Annotated in this window: 1 protein-coding gene; it reads right to left on the reverse strand. The window is 66.0% G+C overall.

Going from position 1 to position 21,814, the window contains the following annotated elements:
- Positions 1–45: 45 nt before the first annotated feature.
- A complete protein-coding gene (locus tag CH251_RS03400) occupies positions 46–21,813 on the reverse strand; it encodes a non-ribosomal peptide synthetase (RefSeq protein ID WP_094611823.1) in 21,768 nt (7,255 codons plus the stop codon).
- Position 21,814: the final 1 nt, after the last annotated feature.

Below are 21,814 nucleotides of genomic sequence, written 5' to 3' on the forward strand. Positions count from 1 at the left end.
CGGACGGTTGTTGTTCAGGGCCGAAGTCTATCGACCTGAACGGGTTCAGCCGAACCGTGGCGCGCCGTGTATCGACACACCGACCGGTCGTTCGGTCTCCTCCACATCACCGTCCACGATCACCAGAGCCACCAGGTCCTCGAGATCGTCCGACTCCAATTCCGCAACCGCCGTGGCTTCCGCCGCAGTCACGAACACGTGCGTCATCCACTCGGCGACGACGAGATCGGCAGAATCCTCCGGTGATTCGGCCCGATCGACCACCAGCACCGCACCGACCGAAGCAGCCATCACACCGGCGAACCACGCTGACGGAGAGGTGATCGCTGTGGGTACGCCCAGTCGCGACTCGTAGTCGATCCCGTACTCCCCGACCGCCCGAACGGCCGTGGCAGCAAGCGCACCATGGCTCACCGTAGCGCCGGTCGACACATCCACCACCAGAGCCGGGCTGTCTGCGGAGAGCACAGCCACGCGGTCGGTGTACGTGATCGGACGAGCCGATCGGCCGGTCACCGAGCCGGCGGTCGCCTCGTCACCGAGATCGACGATCGTGGAGACTCGATCCCAGTCCTGCGCCCGACCGGTGTCGATGACGACGGCGCTCGCGCCCACCCTGACGGCACTGTCTATATCGTCCACCAGGGCCAGAGCGCCGCCCGCCTTGACCACCGCCCACCGGGCCACGACGGATTCGACTGCGTCGTCGACGACGACGGCAACCGTGACGTCGGGTCCGACGTTGCGCTCGATCAGTTCACGGGCCAGGCGTGACGAACGTCGGTCGAGCTCGAGGTACGTGGTTTCCTCACCTGCCGAGGACAACGCCGGGGCCTCCGGATCCGCCTCCACGGTCGCAGCGAGCAATTGAGGCAAGGTTCGACCAGCCACCGCGCCGACGGCATCGGCGACCGGTGTCGGGGATGCAGTCAACGCTGCCCGCTCGTCGTCACCGAGATCGTCGATCGCACCGACCTTGATTCCCGGAGCCGCCGCGACGACGTCGGCGATCCTGACGAAACGCTCGATCATCGCCGATACTGTCGACTCGTCGAACAGGTCTGCGGCGTAGGCGAACTCGACCGCGAGGTCTGGTTCGCCCTCGGTACCGGCTGCGGGCCTGGTCTGCACCGTCACCTGGAGATCGAACTTGGCGGTCGGCTCGAATCCCTCGACGGGCTCGACGGTCAGGGCAGGCAGCTCGAAGCGAGCCTCGCCCAATGGTTCGACGGACAGCACGGTCTGGAACAACGGGCTGATTCCGGGGGTTCGGTCCTGCCCGATGACGTCGACTACGTGCTCGAACGGTACGTCCGCGTTGCCGAATGCCCGCAGGTCGCTTTCCCGAATGCTGCGCACGAGATCCTCGAACGTCGCGTCCGGATCGACGCTGGTACGAAGCGCAAGCGTGTTGACGAACATTCCGACGATGTCGTCGAGTTGTTCGTCTCCCCTACCGGCAATCGGAGTTCCGACGGCGAATTCCCGTGCACCGGTGGTTCTCGCCAGCAATACCGCGAGGACGCTGTGCAACACCATGAACAGAGTCGCGTTGTTCGATCGCGCGATGTCGACGAACGCCTCGTGGGTCTGCGCGTCGAGATGTGCGCGGACACTTCCGCCGTGCAGCGAGGGCTCTGCCGGTCTCGGCCGATCCCACGGCAAGGCGATGACCGGGGTGATACCGCTCAGCTCGGTGCGCCAGAAGTCGACCTGCCGATTCGCTGCGGAACCCGGATCGTTCGTCGAACCCAGCACCTCACGCTGCCACAGCGTGTAGTCGGCGTACTGGATCGACAGCGGTGCCACCGAGGGAACCGTGCCGGCTGTCGCGGCGAGATACGCGGTCATCACGTCGCGAGCCAGCGGTGCCATCGATGCTCCGTCGCCACTGATGTGGTGCATCACGATGACGAACACGTACTGCATGTCGCCGTCGTCCGTTCCGGCGAGTCGGAACAGTGCCCCACGCACCGGAGGCGCGGCGGTGACGTCGAAGCCGTCGTACACCAGTCGACGTACCCGATCGGCGATGTCGGCTTCGCCCGTGGCGTCGATCGGATCGAGGTCGAGAGTGGTGGCCCGGGCACCCAGGACCTCCTGGAACGCAGTGCCGTCGGCATCCTCGGGATAGCGGGTGCGCAACGTCTCGTGCCGCTCGATCGCCCACGTCGCGGCCGCCTGCAGTGCGGCCACGTCCAGGTCACCGGTGAGCCGCAGGGCGAGCGGCATGTTGTACGCGCCCGAACCGGGGTCGAGTCGATTCAGTACCCACATTCGCTGCTGCGCGAGCGAGAGCGGTACCCGCTCGTCGCCCGTCCTGGGTCGAAGCGGCACGCGATGCACCGTTCCCTGGAGGTCCGTGCGCGCTGCGAGCGCTGCGACTGTCGAGTTCTCGAACAGCTCGCGAACACCCACCTGCTTGCCCAGAGCAGCGGTGATGCGCGCCGCTGCACGGGTGGCCGCGAGCGAATTTCCGCCGAGCGCGAAGAAGTCGTCGTCCGATCCAACCCGATCGATACCGAGCACGTCGGCGAACACGTCGGCGATGGCGATCTCGGTCGCGGTTACCGGTGCACGGAACTCGCGCGCCTCGAACACCGGCTCCGGCAATGCTTTTCGATCGAGCTTGCCGCTGGCGTTCAGTGGGAACTCGGCGAGCACCATGATCTGGGTCGGCACCATGTAGCCGGGAAGTCGGCTGCCTGCGAACGAGGTCAGCTCGCTCACGTCCACCGACGCACCGGTACGAGGAACGACGTAGCCGACCAGGATTTCGCCCGACGCCGTCGACGTCACCAGTACGGTCGATCGGTCGACGTCGGGGTGAGCGGTCAACGCCGCCTCGATCTCACCGAGCTCGATGCGCAGGCCGCGCAGTTTCACCTGGAAGTCGGTGCGGCCGATGTAGTCGAGCTCGCCGTCGACGTTCCACCGGACCAGGTCGCCGGTCCGGTACATCCGAGTACCCGGTGCACCGTACGGATCGGCAACGAACCGGTCTGCGGTCAGATCCAGTCGCCCGAGGTAGCCGCGGGCCAGCTGGACTCCCGCGAGGTAGAGCTCACCCGCGACGCCGACCGGCACCGGTCGCAGCCGCGCGTCGAGCACGGTCACTCGGGTGTTGGCCACCGGCACACCGATCGGTACGCCGGCGACGTCGGCGGCGGTGACGCGGTGGTAGGTCACGTCCACCGCAGCCTCGGTGGGGCCGTACAGGTTGTGCAGGTCCGTGTTCGGCAGTGCCGTACCGATTGCCGAGGCGACCGATACCGGCAGCGCCTCACCCGACGCGAACAGCATGCGCAGGCTCGAACACCGCGAGACTCCGTCCGCTGCCGCGAACACGGCCAACATCGACGGCACGAAGTGTGCGACGGTGACCGACCGCTCGGTGACGATCTCGACCAGATATGCCGGGTCGCGATGCCCGTCCGGTCTCGCGATCGCCAATTCGGCACCGATGTGCAACGGCCAGAACAACTCCCACACCGACACGTCGAACGTCACCGGAGTCTTCTGCAGCACCACATCGTCGACGGTCAGACCGTACTCGTACTGCATCCACACGAGCCGGTTGACGATGGCGGCGTGCGTCACGGCAACACCCTTGGGCTTGCCCGTCGAGCCCGAGGTGAAGATGACGTACGCGACGTCGTCGGGGAGCAGCGCGGCGCGGCGCTCGTCGGCGCGAACCGCATCGGTGGCGAATCCGGTGAGATCGACGGAATCGACCTCGAGTCGCGGTGCGGCGGCCGAGACAGATTCCACGGCAGACGAATCCGCCTCCGTGGTCAGAATCGCAACGGGATCGGCCGTCGCCAGGATGTATTCGACGCGCTCGGCCGGCTGGTCGGGATCGATCGGGACGTACGCCCCGCCCGCGGTCAGCACCGCGTAGACACCGACGAGCATGTCCACCGATCTCCGCATGGCGATGCCGACCATCGTTTCCGGGCCGACGCCCTCGCGGATCAGCAGTCGCGCAAGCGCGTTCACTCGACCCGCGAATTCCGCGTACGTCACTCGATCGTCCTCGAAGGAGACCGCGATCCGGTCCGGGAACTGCGTCACCCGACCCTCGAACATCGACACGAGCGTTGCCGCGGAATCGATCTCGCGGGCAGTGTCGTTCCACTCGTCGAGTATCTGTGTGCGCTCCGCGGTGTCGAGCAGGTCGATGTCGACGACCCGGCGCGTGGGGTCCGCCGCGAACGTAGCGAGAAGCGAGACGATGCGCGCCAGGATCGACTCGACCGCACGGGTGTCGAACAGGTCGCTGATGTACTTCGCCGTCAGCGTCACTTCCTCGTTCGCCACCACCAGCAGGGTCAGCGGGTAGTGGGTGTTGTCGTTGGAGCCGACACCTTCGACGGTCATGCCGTCGATCGATGCGGCCTGCTGCGCCAACTCGGCCTCGTTCACCGGATACGACTCGAACACCGTCAGCGTGTCGAACAGGTTGCCCAGCCCAGCATCCCGCTGGATGTCCGCCAATCCCACGTGGTGGTGATCGAGCAGATCGGCCTGCTCACCTTGGAGCCGCGTGAGGTACTGCTCCACGGTGTCGTGTGCATCGAGGCGAACTCGTACCGGAATGGTGTTGATGAACAAGCCGATCATCGACTCGACTCCGGGCAGGTCCGCGGGCCGACCCGACACCGTGGCCCCGAAGACCACGTCGTCGCGGCCCGTCATCTGAGCCAACAGCATTCCGTACGCGGCCTGTACCAACGTGTTCACAGTGACGCCGAGACGTCCACCGAGCGCGATCAACGCCGCGGTGGCCTCCGCGTCGATCCGTACCTCGGTCTCCGCCGATCGGGTGGAGATCTCGCGGCCCAGCGTCGAAGGAGTCAGTAGTGTCGGCTCGTCGACGCCGTCGAGTGAACGGGCCCAAGCCTGCCGGGAGGTCTCCGGGTCGCGATGACCGAGCCACTGCAGGAACGAGCGATACGAGCGCGGACGCGGCATCGACGACGTGTCGCTGCGGACGGCGTACAGGTAGAGCAGCTCCTTCATCACCAGCGGCAGCGACCAGCCGTCCAGCAGCACGTGATGGTTGGTCATCGCCAGTCGGTACGTCGTGGGCCCGAGGCGAATCAGCAAGAACCGCAACAATGGGGCGGTGGTGATGTCGAAATGCTCCCGCTGATCCTCGTCCAGTGCAGCCGCGACCGCGGCGGCGCGCTCGTTCTCCTCGACATCGCTGAGATCGACAGTGCGCCAAGGTAACCGCACACCCTGCTGAACTATCTGCACGCTGTCGCCGTCCGCGGTCACCGCGAACACGGCGCGGAGGTTCTCGTACCGATCCAGCAGGGCCTGCGCAGCATCACGCAGACGCTCCTGATCGACCTCGCCTGCCAGGTCGAGCACGACCTGCATCGTGTAGACGTCCAGCGAGGTGTCGGCGAACAGGGCGTGGAACAGCAAGCCCTGCTGCAACGGTGCCAGCGGCCACACATCGGTCAGTGCCGGATAGCGCTGCTCGAAGCCGAGAATGTCGGCCTGACTCACGCGCGCCAACGGAAGGTCCGACGGAGTGAGGCCACCGGCACCAGGGGTACGTGCGTGGGCCGCGAGCGAGTCGAGCAGCCCCGACCACAGTTGTGCCAGACGCGCCACGGTCGCCTCGGAGATCGCGCCCCGCGGGAATGCCAACGAAGCGCTCAGGGCGCTTCCGTCGTCGGTGTCGACCACGATGGCGTTGATGTCGATCGTCTTGTTCGCGGCCATGTCCGGATCGCCCGCTGCGGACAGACCTGCGGTGTCCTCGGCAGGCAACCAACCGAGAGACTTCATGTCCTCCGGCACATCGCCGGTACCGACCCGACCGAGGTAGTTGAAACTGATCTGCCCGGTGGACAGCGGCGCGAGCTCCGTCTCGCTCTTCGGATCGAGGTAGCGCAGTAGCCCCCATCCCATTCCCCGGTCGGGCAACGCCAGCATCTGCTCCTTGACGGCCTTCACGGCGTCGCCGAGGGCAGAACCGCCGCCGAGGGCGTCGTCGACGTCGATTCCGGTCAGGTCGAGCCGAACCGGGAAGAGGCTCGTGAACCAGCCCACGGTCCGGCCGAGATCTGCTCCGGGGACCACGGTCTCCTCGCGGCCGTGCCCTTCGAGCTGAAGCAGCGTCGCCGGGGCATCGATTCCCTGTTCCTTGCGCAGCGCGGTGACTGCAAGCGCGAGTGCGGCGAGCAGTCCGTCCGCGACTCCGCCGTGGTAGATCTCGGGCACCGTGGTCAGCAACGTGCGCGTCGCATCCGACGACAGGGACATCTCGACTCGCTCGAGGGTGTCCACCACGTCGACGGCCGGCTCGAAGGCCCGCTCCCCCAGAACCGGGTCCGGGGTCCCGGCGATGCGGCGCCACTCCGGCAACTCGTGCGTCCGGCGCGCCGCTTCCTCCACGAGTGCGTGCGTCCATCGCCGCATCGAAGTACCGACATTCGGCAGCACCGGGCCGGCACCGCCGGCGATCTGCGCCCACGCGGACACGAAGTCCGGCACCAGGATTCGCCACGACACGCCGTCGACGACGAGGTGATGCGCGACGACCGTCAGCGTGTTCGGCGCGCTGTCGACCCACACGAACGCGAGCATGCGCCCGTTCTCCGGATCGAGCGATCCGACCGCCGCATCCACCGCGGCGGCTCCACCGTCCGCCGGTGAGGTCGTCAGCAGCTCGTCGACGTCCACCGAACCGGGCTCGCTCACCTCGAGGCCCCAGCCGCGATCGTCGTGCACGAGGGTCGACCGAAGAATGTCGTGATGGTCGACGACAGCAGTGAGCGTAGCCACGACACCGTCGCGGTCGATCCCTGCCGGGAGCTCGAGCGTGAGTGCCTGATGGAAACGACGGTACCCACCGCCGCGCTGCAACATTGCCGCACCGAATGGCGGCGACGGCATCCAGCCGATTCCCCCACCGTCGAGTTCCTCGAGCACGACGGCGTCGCTGCCTTCACCGACGGTCACCGCGATCTCGGCGAGACCGGCGACGGTCTTGCGCTCGAACACATCTCGTGGTCCGAACTGGATTCCCCGCGCCTTGGCACGGGAGACCAGCTGGATGGAGACGATACTGTCGCCCCCGAGCGCGAAGAACGAATCGTCGACGCCGACGGTGTCGAGCCCGAGCACGTCCGCGAAGACCTCCGCGATGATGCGTTCGGTATCGGTACTGGCGGTGCGGTATTCGGCGTCGCTGCCGAATTCGGGTTCGGGTAGTGCTCGTCGGTCGAGCTTGCCGTTCGGGCCGAGCGGCAATGCGTCGAGAACCACGAGACCGGCGGGAACCATGTACTCGGGCACCGATGCGGCGACGGCGGCGGTGACCGTGTCGGCGTCGATCGTCGCCCCGGCAGCGGGCACGAGGTAGCCCACGAGAATTTCACCGGAAGACGGTGTCTGCCGAACGAGGACCACGGCCTGATCCACGGACGGGTGTGCCGCCAGCGAGGCCTCGATCTCACCCAGTTCTATGCGCAGTCCGCGCAGCTTGACCTGGAAGTCGGTGCGGCCGAGGTATTCCAGCTCACCGTCGGCGTTCCACCGAACGAGGTCTCCCGTGCGGTACATCCGCGAGCCGGCAGTGCCGTGCGGGTCGGCGACGAACCGGTCCGCGGTGAGGTCCGCTCGTCCCAGGTATCCACGCGCGAGTTGAACTCCGGCGAGATACAGCTCCCCGGGTACCCCGACCGGGACCGGGTGCAGGCGTGCATCGAGCACGGTGACTCGGGTGTTCCAGACCGGAGCACCGATGGGGACCGACGCGATGTCGGCCGGCACCACGCGGTGGTAGGTGACGTCGACTGCGGCCTCGGTCGGGCCGTACAGGTTGTGCAGTTCGGTGGTCGGCAGTGCAGCGCGCAGGGCCGACGCAACCGACGCAGGCAGCGCCTCACCGGAGGCGAAGACCGCGCGCAGTCCGGTGCAGTTCGAGACGCCCTCGGCGGTCGCGAACACCGCGAGCAGCGACGGCACGAAGTGGGCAACGGTGATGCCTCGTTCGGCGACGGTGCTCACCAGATAGATCGGATCGCGATGGCCGTCGGGTTCGGCGATCACGAGCTCGGCACCGATCTGCAACGGCCAGAACAACTCCCACACCGACACGTCGAACGTGACCGGCGTCTTCTGCAGCACCTTGTCGCTCTCGGAGAGTGAGTACTCCGCTTGCATCCACAGCAATCGATTGACGATCGACTGGTGGCTCACTGCGACACCCTTGGGGCGACCGGTCGATCCGGACGTGAAGATGACATAGGCGATGTCGGTCGGCCGCAGCGGTGCGGTTCGCTCCGCGTCGGTCACCGGTGCGGCGGACACACCTGTGGTGTCGACGGCGTCCACCAGGATTCGGGTGACATCGGACCGGAGTGCGGTGCCGTCCCGTTCCGTCGTGAGCAGGACCACCGGTGCCGCGGTGTCGAGGATGTACCCGATTCGGTCGGCGGGCAGATCCGGATCGACCGGCACGTAGGCCCCACCCGCGGTCAGCACCGCATAGATACCCACCAGCATGTCGACCGATCGCCGCATGGCGGTCGCCACGACGGTTTCCGGGCCCACCCCTTCCGCGACGAGAACTCGCGCCAATGCGTTCACGCGGTCCGAGAACTCGCGATAGCTCACCCGTTCGTCGCCGAAGCTCGTCGCGATGTTCTCCGGGTTCGCCGTAACCTGCGACTCGAAGAGAGAAACCAGCGTCGCCGCGGCATCGACCTCGTGCCCGGTGGCGTTCCACTCGTCCAGAACGCGGGAGCGCTCACCGTCCTCGAGAATGTCGATGTCGCCCACGACGCGATCCGGATCGTCGACGAGAGTGCCGAGAACGCGCACCAGGCGACGCGCGAGCGAGCTCATGGTCGACTCGTCGAACAGATCTGTGGCGTAATCGAATTGGACGTCGATACCGGCTGGAGCGCCGGATTCGTCGACGTTCTCCCACAGCGTGACCTGTAGATCGAACTTGGCGAACGCGCTGCCGAGGTCGATTCCTTCGACACCGAGCTCGGGCAGCGTCAACGACTGCCGTTGGAGATTCTGGAAGGTCAGCATGACCTGGAAGATCGGATGCCGGGCCTGAGACCTGTCCGGTGCCAGCTCGTCGACGAGTCGCTCGAACGGCACGTCGGCGTGCCCGAATGCACCGAGATCGGCGTCTCGGACGAGCGCCAGTTGGTCTCGCAGCGACGCCGCCGGGTTCACCACGGTTCGCAGTGCGAGGGTGTTGACGAACATGCCGACGAGTCCGTCCAGGTCGGCGTCTCCTCGGCCTGCCACCGGGGTCCCGATCGTGACGTCGTCGGTTCCCGCCATCGCCGCCAGCAACACGGCCAGTGCGGTGTGCACCACCATGAAGTTGGTGGCATTGGTGGATCGAGCGACGCGGGCGATGTTCGCCTGCAGGGCCGCGTCGATCGAGAAGTTGTATGCCGCACCGCGATAGGACGCCACGGCGGGCCGCGGACGGTCGGTGGCGAGATCGAGCTGCGCAGGCGCTCCCGCCAGGACCGAGGTCCAGTACGCCAATTGCGCTGCCAGTGGCGACTCGGGGTCGTCCGCCGAACCGAGGACTTCCCGCTGCCACAACGTGTAGTCCGCGTACTGCACGGCAAGCGGTGCCCACTGCGGACTCTCGCCCGCCACGCGGGCCGTGTAGGCGAGCATCACGTCCCGGGTCAGCGGCCCCATCGAGAAACCGTCCGCGGCGATGTGGTGCGCCACGAAGGCCAGCACGTACTCGGACTCGCTCACCCGCAGAATTCGGACCCGAACCGGAACGGCACGGGTGACGTCGAATCCGGCCGAGACGAATGTTCGCAGGACCTGCTCCACGGAGTCGGCATCGACGTCGTCGACGGCTACCGTCACCCCCGACTCGGCAGTACCGAGGACCACCTGACTACCTCGTCCGTCGACCTCGGGGTAGACGGTGCGCAGAATCTCGTGTCGAGCGAGGACATCGCGGACCGCACTCGACAGCGCATCGACATCGACGTTTCCGGACAACCGAATTGCCACCGGAATGTTGTTCACGGCAGACGTCGGATCGAACTGGCTCAGGAACCACATGCGCTGCTGCGCCATCGACAGCGGCACCACATCGGGACGCGGGCGCGCCGTGAGTGCTCGTCGTGCACCGGTACCCACCTTGGATTCGACGGCACGGGCGAGCGAGAGAACCGTCGGAGACTCGAAGATCGAACGCACCGGCACCTGGGTGTCGAGCGCTGCTCCCAGTCGGGAGACCACCTGGGTCGCGATCAGCGAGTTGCCGCCGAGTGCGAAGAAGTCGTCGTCCAGACCGACCCGTTCCACCGAGAGCACCTCGGCGAACACCGCCGCCACCGCCTCTTCGACCGGGTTGGTCGGTGCGCGGAACACTGCAGTCTCGAAGTGCGGCTCCGGCAACGCTTGTCGGTCCAGCTTCCCGTTCGCGTTGCGGGGCAACGCCTCGAGGATCACGAAAGCCGACGGAACCATGTACGACGGCAACCGGCCGGACAGAGCTGCGCGCAATCCGTCGGAGTCCACCGTGGCACCGACAGCGGGCACGACGTAGGCCACAAGGCGCGCACCGAGTCCGGTGTCGTCGAGCGCCAGCACCGCGACGTCGCCGACCTCGTTCAGCGACCCCAGTGCTGCGTCGATATCGCCGAGTTCGATGCGGAATCCGCGAATCTTCACCTGGAAGTCGGTCCGACCGACGTACTCCAGTTCGCCGTCCTTGCGCCAGGTGACCAGGTCGCCGGTGCGGTACAGCCGTCCGCCTGGAGTGAACGGGTCGGCTACGAACCGCTCCGCGGTCAGGTCCGGCCGAGCGACATAGCCATCGGCCAGCTGCGCGCCCGCGAGATAGAGCTCGCCTGCCACGCCCACCGGTACCGGCGCGAGGCGCGAGTCCAGGACGTAGACGCGGGTGTTCCATTCGGGTCCACCGATGGGCACCGAGGTGGCGGTTGTCTCGACGACACGATGCGCGGTGACCGACACAGCGGCTTCCGTAGGGCCGTACAGATTGTCCAGTCGTGCGGTGGAACCACGCAGTGCCCGGTCTGCCGTCGCGACCGGAAGCGCCTCACCGATCGCCAGGATTCTCTTCAGGCTCTTCGGAAGTGACCCCGCCGACGCAGCGACGAGGGCGTCGAGCACGGAGGGCACGGTGTGCAGCGTGGTGACCGATCGTTCGGCGATCAGGTCCACCAGATAGGCCGCATCACCCTGTGCACCGGCCTCGGCGATCACGACGGCACCGCCGGAGATCGTGGCCACCCAGAATTCCCAGACGGACAGGTCGAATGTCGCTGCGGTCTTGAGCAGCACCCGGTCGGTGCTGTCGATTCCGTAATGCTCTGCCTGCCAGAGCAACTGGTTGGCGATCGCACGGTGGCTCACCGCGACGCCCTTGGGTCGACCGGTAGAACCGGACGTGAAGATGACATACGCGGTGTTCGTTGCGCGCAGCGGCGCAGTGCGCTCGGCGTCGGTGACGGGCGCATCCGAGATCCCGGCATCCGAACCGTGCAGCCTGTCATCGGTGTCGACCGACACGACCGGCACCGTTCCTGTGTCGATGTCGACTCCGGTGGTGCTGAGCACCAGTGCCGGAGCGGCGACCTCGAGGATGTAGGTGTTCCGCTCGGCGGGCTGATCGGGGTCGATCGGCAGGTACGCGCCACCGGCCTTGGTGACCGCGTACATGGCCACCAGCAACTCGACGGACCTGCGGATCGCCAGTGCCACGGTCACCTGCGGGCCGACCCCCGAGGCGATCAGGACACGCGCCAGCCGGTTGATCCGTGCGTCGAACTCACTATAGGTCAACGACTCTCGTGCGTCGACCAGTGCGATCGCGTCAGGATCCGCCTGCACACGACGATCGAACAGTTCCGCCAAGGTCAGCTCGGAATCGACCGGATGGGCGGTGTCGTTCCAGTCACGCAGAATGGTGCTGCGCTCTGTCGCAGTGAGGACATCCAGATCCCCGACGACGACCGAGGGGTCGTTCGTCACGGTCCGCAGTATCTCGACGAATCGCTCGACGAAACCGTCGATGGTCGAACGATCGAACAGGTCTGTGGCGTAACTGAATTCGGATACCAGCTCGGCCGGCGCACCGTCCGGGGCGTACTGGTCCGATATCGACAGCTGCAGATCGGTCTTGGCCGTCGCCGTGTCGGCGTCGACCGCACTCACCGTCAACCCGGGGAGCTCGAACGTCGAATCGGCGAGGTTCTGGAAACTGAGGCCGATCTGGAACAACGGGTTGCGGGCTGTCGAGCGGACCGGGTTGAGCACCTCGACGAGGCGCTCGAAGGGTACGTCGGCGTGCGCGAATGCGGACAGGTCGCGCTCGCGCGACTGCGCGAGCAGCTCCTCGAACGTCATCGACGGCTCGACCGTCGACCGGAACACCAATGTGTTGACGAACATGCCGATCATCGGATCGAGTGCACGCTCACCGCGCCCGGCGATGGGGGTGCCGATTGCGATGTCCTCGGAACCGGAGAGCTTGGCGAGGAACACCGCGAACGCCGAGTGCACGACCATGAACAATGTGGACTGGTGTGCGCGTGCGAGTTCGGCGAGACCCTCGTGCAGTCCCGCGTCGACAGTGAAGCGCACCGTATCGCCGCGAAAACTCTGACTCGGCGGGCGTGGGCGATCGGCGGGAAGCGCCAGCTGGTCCGGCAGCTCGGCCAGGGCCTGCTTCCAGAACGACACCTGCTGTGCAGCAACGGAATCAGGATCGGACTCGGAACCGAGCACGTCACGCTGCCACAACGCGAAGTCGACGTACTGCACGGAGAGCGGTTCCCAATCCGGTGCGCTACCTGCCGATCTGGCGGTGTACGCAGTCATGATGTCCACTGCCAACGGACCCATCGAGGCACCGTCCGCCGAGACGTGGTGGACGACGAACGCCAGGACGTACTCGGCGTCGGCCACGCGGAACAGTCGTGCATCGACGGGCACCTCGCTGGTGACGTCGAATCCGCGTCGGAAGAATTCCCCGACGGCCGCCACCACATCGGCCTGCCCACCAGCGGCCAGGTCGCGAACAGCGAGGTCGAGGGCAACCTCGGAGGCCGGGAGTACGTGCTGATAAGGACCTTCGGGTGAGTCGGGGTACTGCGTCCGCAGCGATTCGTGACGTTCGAGAACGTCGAGAACGGCAGATTGCAACGCCGTGACGTCGAGATCACCCGACAGCCGCACCGCGAACGGGATGTTGTCCACCGACGACGTGGTGTCGAATCGGTTCAAGAACCAGTAGCGCTGCTGGGCCGAGGACAAGGGCGGGCGTTCGGGACGCGCCCTCGGTGCCAGAACCACCCTGGCACCAGATCCGACGGCTGTCTCCACGTGCGCCGCCAGCGCCGCGACAGTGGGGCTCTCGAACAGCGCCCGTACCGGCACCACGGTGTCCAGAGCCGCGCCGAGGCGGGACACGACCTGCGTTGCGATCAACGAGTTACCGCCGAGCGCGAAGAAGTCGTCGTCGAGTCCCACCTGTTCGATGCGTAGAACGTCGGTGAACACCCCCGCGACGATTTCTTCCAGTGCTGTTGTCGGCGCGCGGAACTCGTGTGCCGCGAACACGGGGGCGGGCAGGGCCGCACGGTCCAGCTTTCCGACCGACGTGAGCGGTATTGCGTCGAGCACGACGATCGACGACGGAACCATGTAGGCCGGCAAGGACTTACCGACGAGGGCCGCCAACTTGTCCACATCCACGACGGCACCGCGGGTGGGAAGCACGTACGAGACCAGGGTGGTGACACCGGACGGCAATTCGTGTCCGAGAGTCACGGCGAAGTCGACGCCGGGGTCCGAGGTCAGAGTCGAGTCGATCTCACCGAGCTCGATGCGGAATCCGCGTACCTTGACCTGGAAGTCGGTTCGTCCGACGAACTCCAACTGTAGATCGGGCGTCCACCGCACCACGTCTCCGGTGCGATACATCCGCGCACCGTCGGAGCCGTGCGGGTTGGCGACGAATCGCTCCGCGGACAGTGCCGAACGATCGAGGTATCCCCGAGCGAGCGCCCCGCCGCCCAGATAGAGGTCACCGGCCACACCGGTGGGAACCGGGTTCAGCCGCGCGTCGAGAATCAGCGCGGACATGCCGTGGATCGGACGACCGACGGTGATGGGCTCGCCCGGAGTCAGCTCGGCGAAACTGGAGATGATCGTCGTCTCGGTCGGGCCGTACCCGTTGAAGTACTTACGGCCCGGCGCCCACCGCTCGAGCAGCTCCGGTGTCGTCACGTCACCACCGACCGAGAGCACCTCGAGGGATTCGATTCCCGCCGGATCCATCGTGCCCAGAACCGCGGGCGTGATGATGGCGTGGGTGACCTCTTCCGACTTCAGCAATTCGGACAGCTCGGTGCCGCCGAGGATCGACGCGGGCACGATGACCAGAGTGGCCCCGTTGGAGAATGCAGCCATCCATTCCAACACCGACGGATCGAAGTTGGGCGAACAGATGTGCAGAAATCTCGAGGTGGATCTCAAGTGGTATAGATCCACGGCGGCGTCCAGGACGCCGCCCAGCCCGGCGTGCGTGACGACGACGCCCTTGGGCTTCCCGGTCGAGCCGGAGGTGTAGATGACGTAAGCCGGGTTCTGGAACGTCACGGGCCGCAGTCGATCGGCGTCGGTGACCGGATCGGTGGAGCGTGACCGGATGTCGGCGATCACACCCTCGTCGTCGAGGCAGAGCCAGTCGAGCACCCCGTGTTCGGTCCGCACCGACTCGACGTCGGCCGTCGACGTCAGGCCGATGACGGCACCGGAATCGGACACCATGTGGCCGATTCGATCCCGAGGGTAAGTCGGATCGATCGGTAGATAAGCGGCACCGGACTTCGCTACTGCCCACACTGCGAGCACCATCTCGAAGGATCGTGCGAACCCCAGTGCCACCACGTCTTCGGGGCCCACTCCGCGCTCGATGAGCACCCTCGCGAGCCGAGAGGACGTGGCGTCGAGCTCGGCATAGGAAACAGACCGTCCTCGGTGGCGAACAGCGATCGCCGACGGGTCGAGAGCAGCTCCGGCAGCGAAGATCTCGGCCAGAGTTCCGCCGGCCAGCACCTCGTCTCCGTGCACGTGGGTGAGCCGGTCGTTCTCGTCGTCGTACAGGATCGGGAGATCCCCCACCGGTGCGTTCGGGGTCCGAACCACAGCAGCGAGGAGCCACCGCAGTCGACGGGAGAACACCTCGATCGTGTTCTCGTCGAACAGGTCTCGTGCGAACAGGAAGCTGGCCGACATGCCGGCACCGTCGGGCTTCTCGTGCAGTGTCAGCGACAGATCGAACTTCGCCGTCTCTACCTCGAAGTCGACGGCAGAGACCTCGAGTCCGGGCAGACGGAAGGAGCTCGGCGGAAGGTTCTCGAAGGCGATCGCCACCTGGAAGAGCGGATGGCGGGCGGTGGATCGCTCGGGATCGAGCAGATCGACCAAACGCTCGAACGGGATGTCCGCGTGTGCGAACGCGGCGAGATCGACCTCCCGCACGGCGGCGAGCATCTGGTCGAAACCGAGTGCGCGGTCGACCTTCGTTCGCAATACCAGAGTATTGACGAACATTCCGACGACATCGTCGAGCGCAGCGTCGCCGCGGCCCGCTACCGCGGTACCGACCGCAACGTCGTCCGAGTTCGACATGCGAGCGAGGAACACCGCAAAAGCAGTGTGCATCACCATGAACAGGGTCGTTCCCGAGGTACGGGCCATGTCGGCGAGACCCGAATGGACGTCGGCATCGATGTCGAAGGAGAATCGACCACCGGTGTACGACTGAACAGGTGGACGGGGACGATCGACCGGCAGCGACAGTTCGGCGGGCAGGTCCGCCAGCGCAGTTCGCCAGTAGTCCGCCTGCCGCGAGATAAGACTCGTCGGATCCGATTCGGCACCGAGAACCGAACGCTGCCACAACGCGAAGTCGATGTACTGCACGGGTAACGGTGACCACTGCGGAGCGTCGCCGCCTGCTCGGGCCACGTATGCGGTCATCACGTCGCGAGTCAACGGTCCCATCGACCAACCGTCGGCGCTGATGTGGTGGACGACGACCACGAGCACGTACTGCTGCGCCGAGGCTTCGAACAGTCGAGCGCGCAACGGGACCGAGGCCGTAACATCGAATCCACCGGAGACGAACGCGGTGACGTCCTCGAGAATCGTTGCCGCCGAGGAGGGGACCGGAGTCATATCGGGCAGCGCAGAACTGACCGGCAGCACAACCTGGTAGCCCGACCCGTCCTGGCTCGGATACACGGTACGCAGGGATTCATGGCGGTCGAGCACGTCGGCCACGGCTGCCCGGAGTGCGCCGACATCGAGTTCGCCTGACAGCCTGATCGCCACCGGGATGTTGTTGACGGCAGATTCCGGCTCGAAGCGGTTGAGGAACCACATCCGTTGCTGCGCAAGCGAAAGCGGGATGCTCTCCGGCCGTTCCTGCGGCACCAGCGGGGCGCTCCCGCCATGGCCGACATGGCTTTCCATTCGCGCGGCCAACGCACCAACGGTGCTCGCCTCGAACAGCATCCGTACCGCAACGGTGGTTCCCAGCTCCGTCCCGAGCCGCGACACCACCTGGGTCGCCACCAGTGAGTTGCCACCGAGCGCGAAGAAGTCGTCGTCCACACCGACGCGGTCGACACTCAGGACGTCACCGAACACTGCGGCGACGATCTCCTCCACCGGATTCGACGGGGCGCGGTACTCGGTTTCCTCGACTGTGACGTCCGGCAACGCTTTTCGATCGAGCTTGCCACTGGAGCCGATCGGCAGTCGATCGAGCACCACAATCGTGCGCGGCACCATGTACGTCGCCAGACGCTCACCCAGTGCTTCTCGAAGGGCCTCGGTGTCGACGGTCCCGCTCTCGTCACCGCTGTCCACGACGATGTAGGCGACCAATTGCTCGCGGCGCACCACCGTCACTGCCTGACGAACCGAGGGCAGTTCCGTCAATGCCGATTCGATCTCACCGAGCTCGATGCGAAGACCACGCAATTTGACCTGGAAATCCAACCGACCGACGTACTCGATCTCACCGTCCGGCGTCCATTTCACGACGTCACCGGTTCGGTACATTCGCAATCCGCTCCCCCGTGCCGGATCGGCGACGAAGGGGTTGGCGACGAACCGCTCCGCGGTCAGGTCAGGCCGTTCGACGTAGGCCCGCGCCAGCTGAACACCCGCCAAATAGAGCTCCCCCTCGACACCGACCGGAACCGGCTGGAGCCGCGCATCGAGAACGAACACCGAGGTGTTCCACACGGGCGCACCGATGGGAACCGAGGTGGTGTCGGAGTCGGTCACGGTATGGAATGTGACCTCGACCGCTGCCTCGGTGGGGCCGTACAGGTTGAGGACCTCGATCTCGGGCAGCAATGCCCGTAGTTCGTGCGCGGTCGCCGATGCTAGAGCCTCGCCGGAGGCGAGCACCCGACGAAGCGAACGTGCGGCGGCAGGCCGCTGCCGAAGCTCCGGCACGAACACCGACATCATCGACGGCACGAAGTGCGCCGTCGTGATCTGCTCGCGTTCGATCAGATCGAGCATGTACGACGGGTCGCGGTGACCGTCGGGGGCCGCCAGCACCAGCGTCGCACCGTTCTGCAGCGCTCCGAACAGCTCACCGACGGAGACGTCGAAGGTGACCGGCGTCTTCTGAACGACGACATCGTCCGGCGACGACGGGAATCGACCCTGCATCCAGAGCAATCGATTGCGGATCGCCGAGTGCGAGACGGCAACACCCTTCGGTCGTCCGGTCGAACCCGACGTGAAGATGACGTACGCGATGTTCGTCTCGCGGAGCGGGGACAATCGTTCGCCGGGGGTGAGCGGATCGGCGGACAGCGCGCTCAGGTCGAGGGTATCGATGTCGACAGTGGAGAATCCTTCGATGTCCACGTGGTCACGGGTGGTCGAGAGCACGCAGACCGGTGCGGCCGTGGATGCGATGTAGCGATTGCGATCGACGGGCTGAGTGGGGTCGATCGGAACGTACGCGCCACCTGCTTTCAGGATGGCGTACATGCCGACCATCATCTCCACGCTGCGGTCGATGGCGAGACCGACGGTGCGCTCGGGACCGACTCCGAGCGACACGAGGTGTCGCGCAAGGCGATTGACTCGCTCGTCGAACTCGCGATACGACAGGCGCTCGGCACCGTAGACCAGGGCCGAAGCCTCGGGACTGGCGGAGACCTGCGCCTCGAACAACTGCACCAACGTCGAGCCCGTCGGGACCTCGTGCGCCGTCGAGTTCCAGGACGTCACCACCCGGTCCAGTTCGCCGGCATCGAGGATGTCGACGTTTCCGATCGGGGCCGCCGGGGTCTGCACCACTGCCGAGAGCACCCGAAGGAACCGCCGACCGAATTCGGCCATAGTGGATTCGTCGAAGAGGTCGGCGGCGTAGGTCAGCGCCACGGTCAGACCCGACGGCTCGCCTTCTGCGGCAATCGAATTCCACAACGTCACCTGCAGGTCGAACTTCGCCAGATCCGCCTCGTAGTCGAGTGCGGCGACGCGAAGACCCGGGATCTCCACCGAGGTCTGGTCGAGATTCTGGAACGTGAGCATCACCTGGAAAAGCGGATGGCGGGCCTGCGACCGCGCCGGAGCCAACGCGTCGACCAGCTTTTCGAACGGCACATCGGCGTGCGAGAAAGCCGCGAGGTCGACGCCCCTCACCTCACGCAGGAAGTCCTCGAACGTCGCGTCCGGTTCGACGGCTGTGCGCAGAACCAGGGTGTTGACGAACATACCGATGACGTTGTCGAGCACTGCGTCGCCACGTCCGGCCACCGGTGTGCCGATCGAGATGTCTTCGCTGGCAGACAGTTTGGCGAGCAGAATCGCCAGTGCGGCGTGCACGACCATGAAGGTGGTCGCGCCGTGTGCGCGGCCGAGCTTCTCGAGCGAGAGAACCAGGTCTGCATCGATCTCGAACTTGTACGTGCCACCTCGGGTAGTGGCGACGGCAGGACGGGGTCGGTCGGTCGGCAGTTCCAATTGGTCGGGCGCTCCGCCGAGGCGTCCGCGCCAGTAGTTCTGCTGAGCCGAGAGCACCGACTCGGGGTCGTCCTCGTTACCGAGAACTTTTCTCTGCCACAGCGTGAAGTCGGCGTACTGCACCTCGAGCGGAGTCCATTGCGGGTTCTGCCCGTTCGAGCGGGCGACGTAGGCCGTCACCACGTCGCGAGTGAGCGGACCCATGGAGAATCCGTCGGCGGCGATGTGATGGACCACGAACGCGAGCACGTGCTCGGTGTCGGACAACGCGAGCAGCAGTGTCCGGAAGGGCAGCTGAACCGACAGGTCGAACGGGCGTAGGGCGAACTCGAGCAGGGTGGCGGGAAGTTCCGCTTCCTCCGCAGACGAGATCTCCAGTTCGACTGTTGCCGAATCGGATCGGAGTACGTGCTGGTAGCCGACACCGTCGCGGTCGGGGAACACCGTGCGCAGCGACTCGTGCCGATCGAGGACGTCGGCGAGCGCGGCACGCAGCGCCGTGAGGTCGAGCTCACCGGACAGGGTCAGAGCCACCGGGATGTTGTTGACGGCAGATTCTGGCTCGAATCTGTTGAGGAACCACATGCGCTGCTGAGCGAGCGACAGAGGGACGTGGTCGTGATCCGGGTGCGCAGTCAACGGAATGCGATGGCCCGTCGAATCCGACGCGTCCACGGCCGCTGCGAGTTCGGCAACGGTCGGAGCATCGAAGAAGGCACGGACGTCGACAGCCGAACCGCGTTCGGCGTTGACCCGCGCGATCACGCGGGTGGCGTTGAGAGAGTTGCCGCCGAGTGCGAAGAAGTCGTCGTCGACACCGATGCGCTCGATACCGAGCACGGTCTCGAAGATCGACACCAACGCGTTCTCGGTCTCGGTGCTCGGTGCGCGGTATTCCTGCACCTGCGATGCGAAATCGGGTGCAGGCAATGCTTTTCGGTCGAGTTTGCCGCTCGCGTTCAGCGGAAATTCGTCCAGGACGACGAACACAGACGGCACCATGTACTCCGGCATACGCCGTCGCACCGCGTCCGCGAGGCCGTCGTGATCGATATCGGGATCGGTGCTGACGACGTATCCGACGAGCTGTTGTTCCGACTGCTCCGAGGAATGAAGCAACACAGCCGCCTGCGTCACCTCGGGCTCGGCGAGCAGCGCCGATTCGATTTCGCCCAGCTCGATGCGCAGGCCGCGTAGCTTGACCTGGAAGTCGGTGCGCCCGATGTACTCGATCAGGCCGTCGCCGCGCCTGCGCACGAGGTCGCCGGTGCGGTACATGCGGTCACCCGGCTCACCGAACGGGTCGGCTACGAACCGGTCGGCCGTCAGGTCGGTGCGTCCGAGGTATCCGCGAGCGAGCTGTACGCCGGCCAGATAGAGCTCACCCTCGACTCCACGGGGCGATCGCCGCAGTCCTTCGTCCAGCACGTACAGATCGGTGTCGTCCACGGCAGCGCCGATGGGAACCGAGGCCTCTTCCACCTGCTGGGTTCGGTAGTACGTGACGTCGACGGCCGCTTCGGTCGGCCCGTAGAGGTTGTGCAGTTCCGCGTTCGAGATCGAGTGGAACGCGTTGACGGTCCGCGCCGGGAGCGCCTCACCGGACGCGAACACCATTCGGAGCGAATCGTCCTGCGCAGCAGTGGGTTCGGCGACATACACCGAAAGCATGGAGGGCACGAAGTGCGTCACGCTCACGCTCCGCTCGCCGATGATGCGGGCGAGGTAGGCGGGGTCGCGGTGGCCCTCGGGCTCGGCGATCACGAGCGCCGCACCGATCTGCAACGGCCAGAAGAACTCCCATACCGATACGTCGAACGTGAACGGTGTCTTCTGCAACACGATGTCGGCAGCGCTCATCGCATATTCGCGCTGACGCCAGGAGATGTTGGCGACGATGGCCCGGTGGCTCACCGCCACGCCCTTCGGACGTCCTGTCGAACCGGAGGTGAAGATGACGTAGGCGAGGTCGTCCTCGGTCAGGGCACCACGACGGTCCGCATCGGTGATCCGCCCTACCGGCACGTCGGTCAGGTCGACGTCGTCGACGAGAACGGTGACGGTGCCCTCGGGCAACCGGGGCATGTCGTTCGTGGTCGTCAGAACCAGGACCGGGTTCGCGATGTCGAGAACGTACCCGAGTCGATCGATCGGATGATCCGGGTCCAACGGAACGTAGGCTCCGCCTGCTGCGGAGATCGCGTACATGCCCACCAGCAGATCGAACGATCGGCGGATCGACAGTCCCACCGCTGAATCGGGGCCGACACCCTGCGAGATCAGCACCCGTGCGAGACGCTCGACCGAGGCGGCGAACTCGGCGTAGGTGCGAGTCTCGTCGCCGAAGACCAGCGCAGGTGCATCCGGGGTGCGCTCGGCCTGATCGGCGAACAGCGCATACAGCGTGGTGGCTTCGGGATCGGCCGAACTCGACTTCGAATCATCGTCACCGAGAACGGACACTGCATCCGTGACGACGGTCGACACAACCGAGTCCAGACCCCCCTCGGTGGCCTCGATCAGGCCCGCGAGAGTGTTGGACAGCACGACCGGCACCAGCGCGTCGGGGCCGAGGACGCCGCCCATGGCCGTATCGAGGGTGGTGATCTCCTCGTCCAGGCGGGCGTAGGTCAGTTCCGTACCGAGGTGCGTGAGCGCTACGCGGTCGGGCTCGACCGCTGCAACGCTGCGAACCAAGCGCGGAAGGTCCTCGACCGTCAGAGCTGCATCGCTTCGACGTCCTACCGCCATC

Source organism: Rhodococcus sp. 06-462-5, from assembly GCF_002258315.1.
GTDB lineage: Bacteria > Actinomycetota > Actinomycetes > Mycobacteriales > Mycobacteriaceae > Rhodococcoides.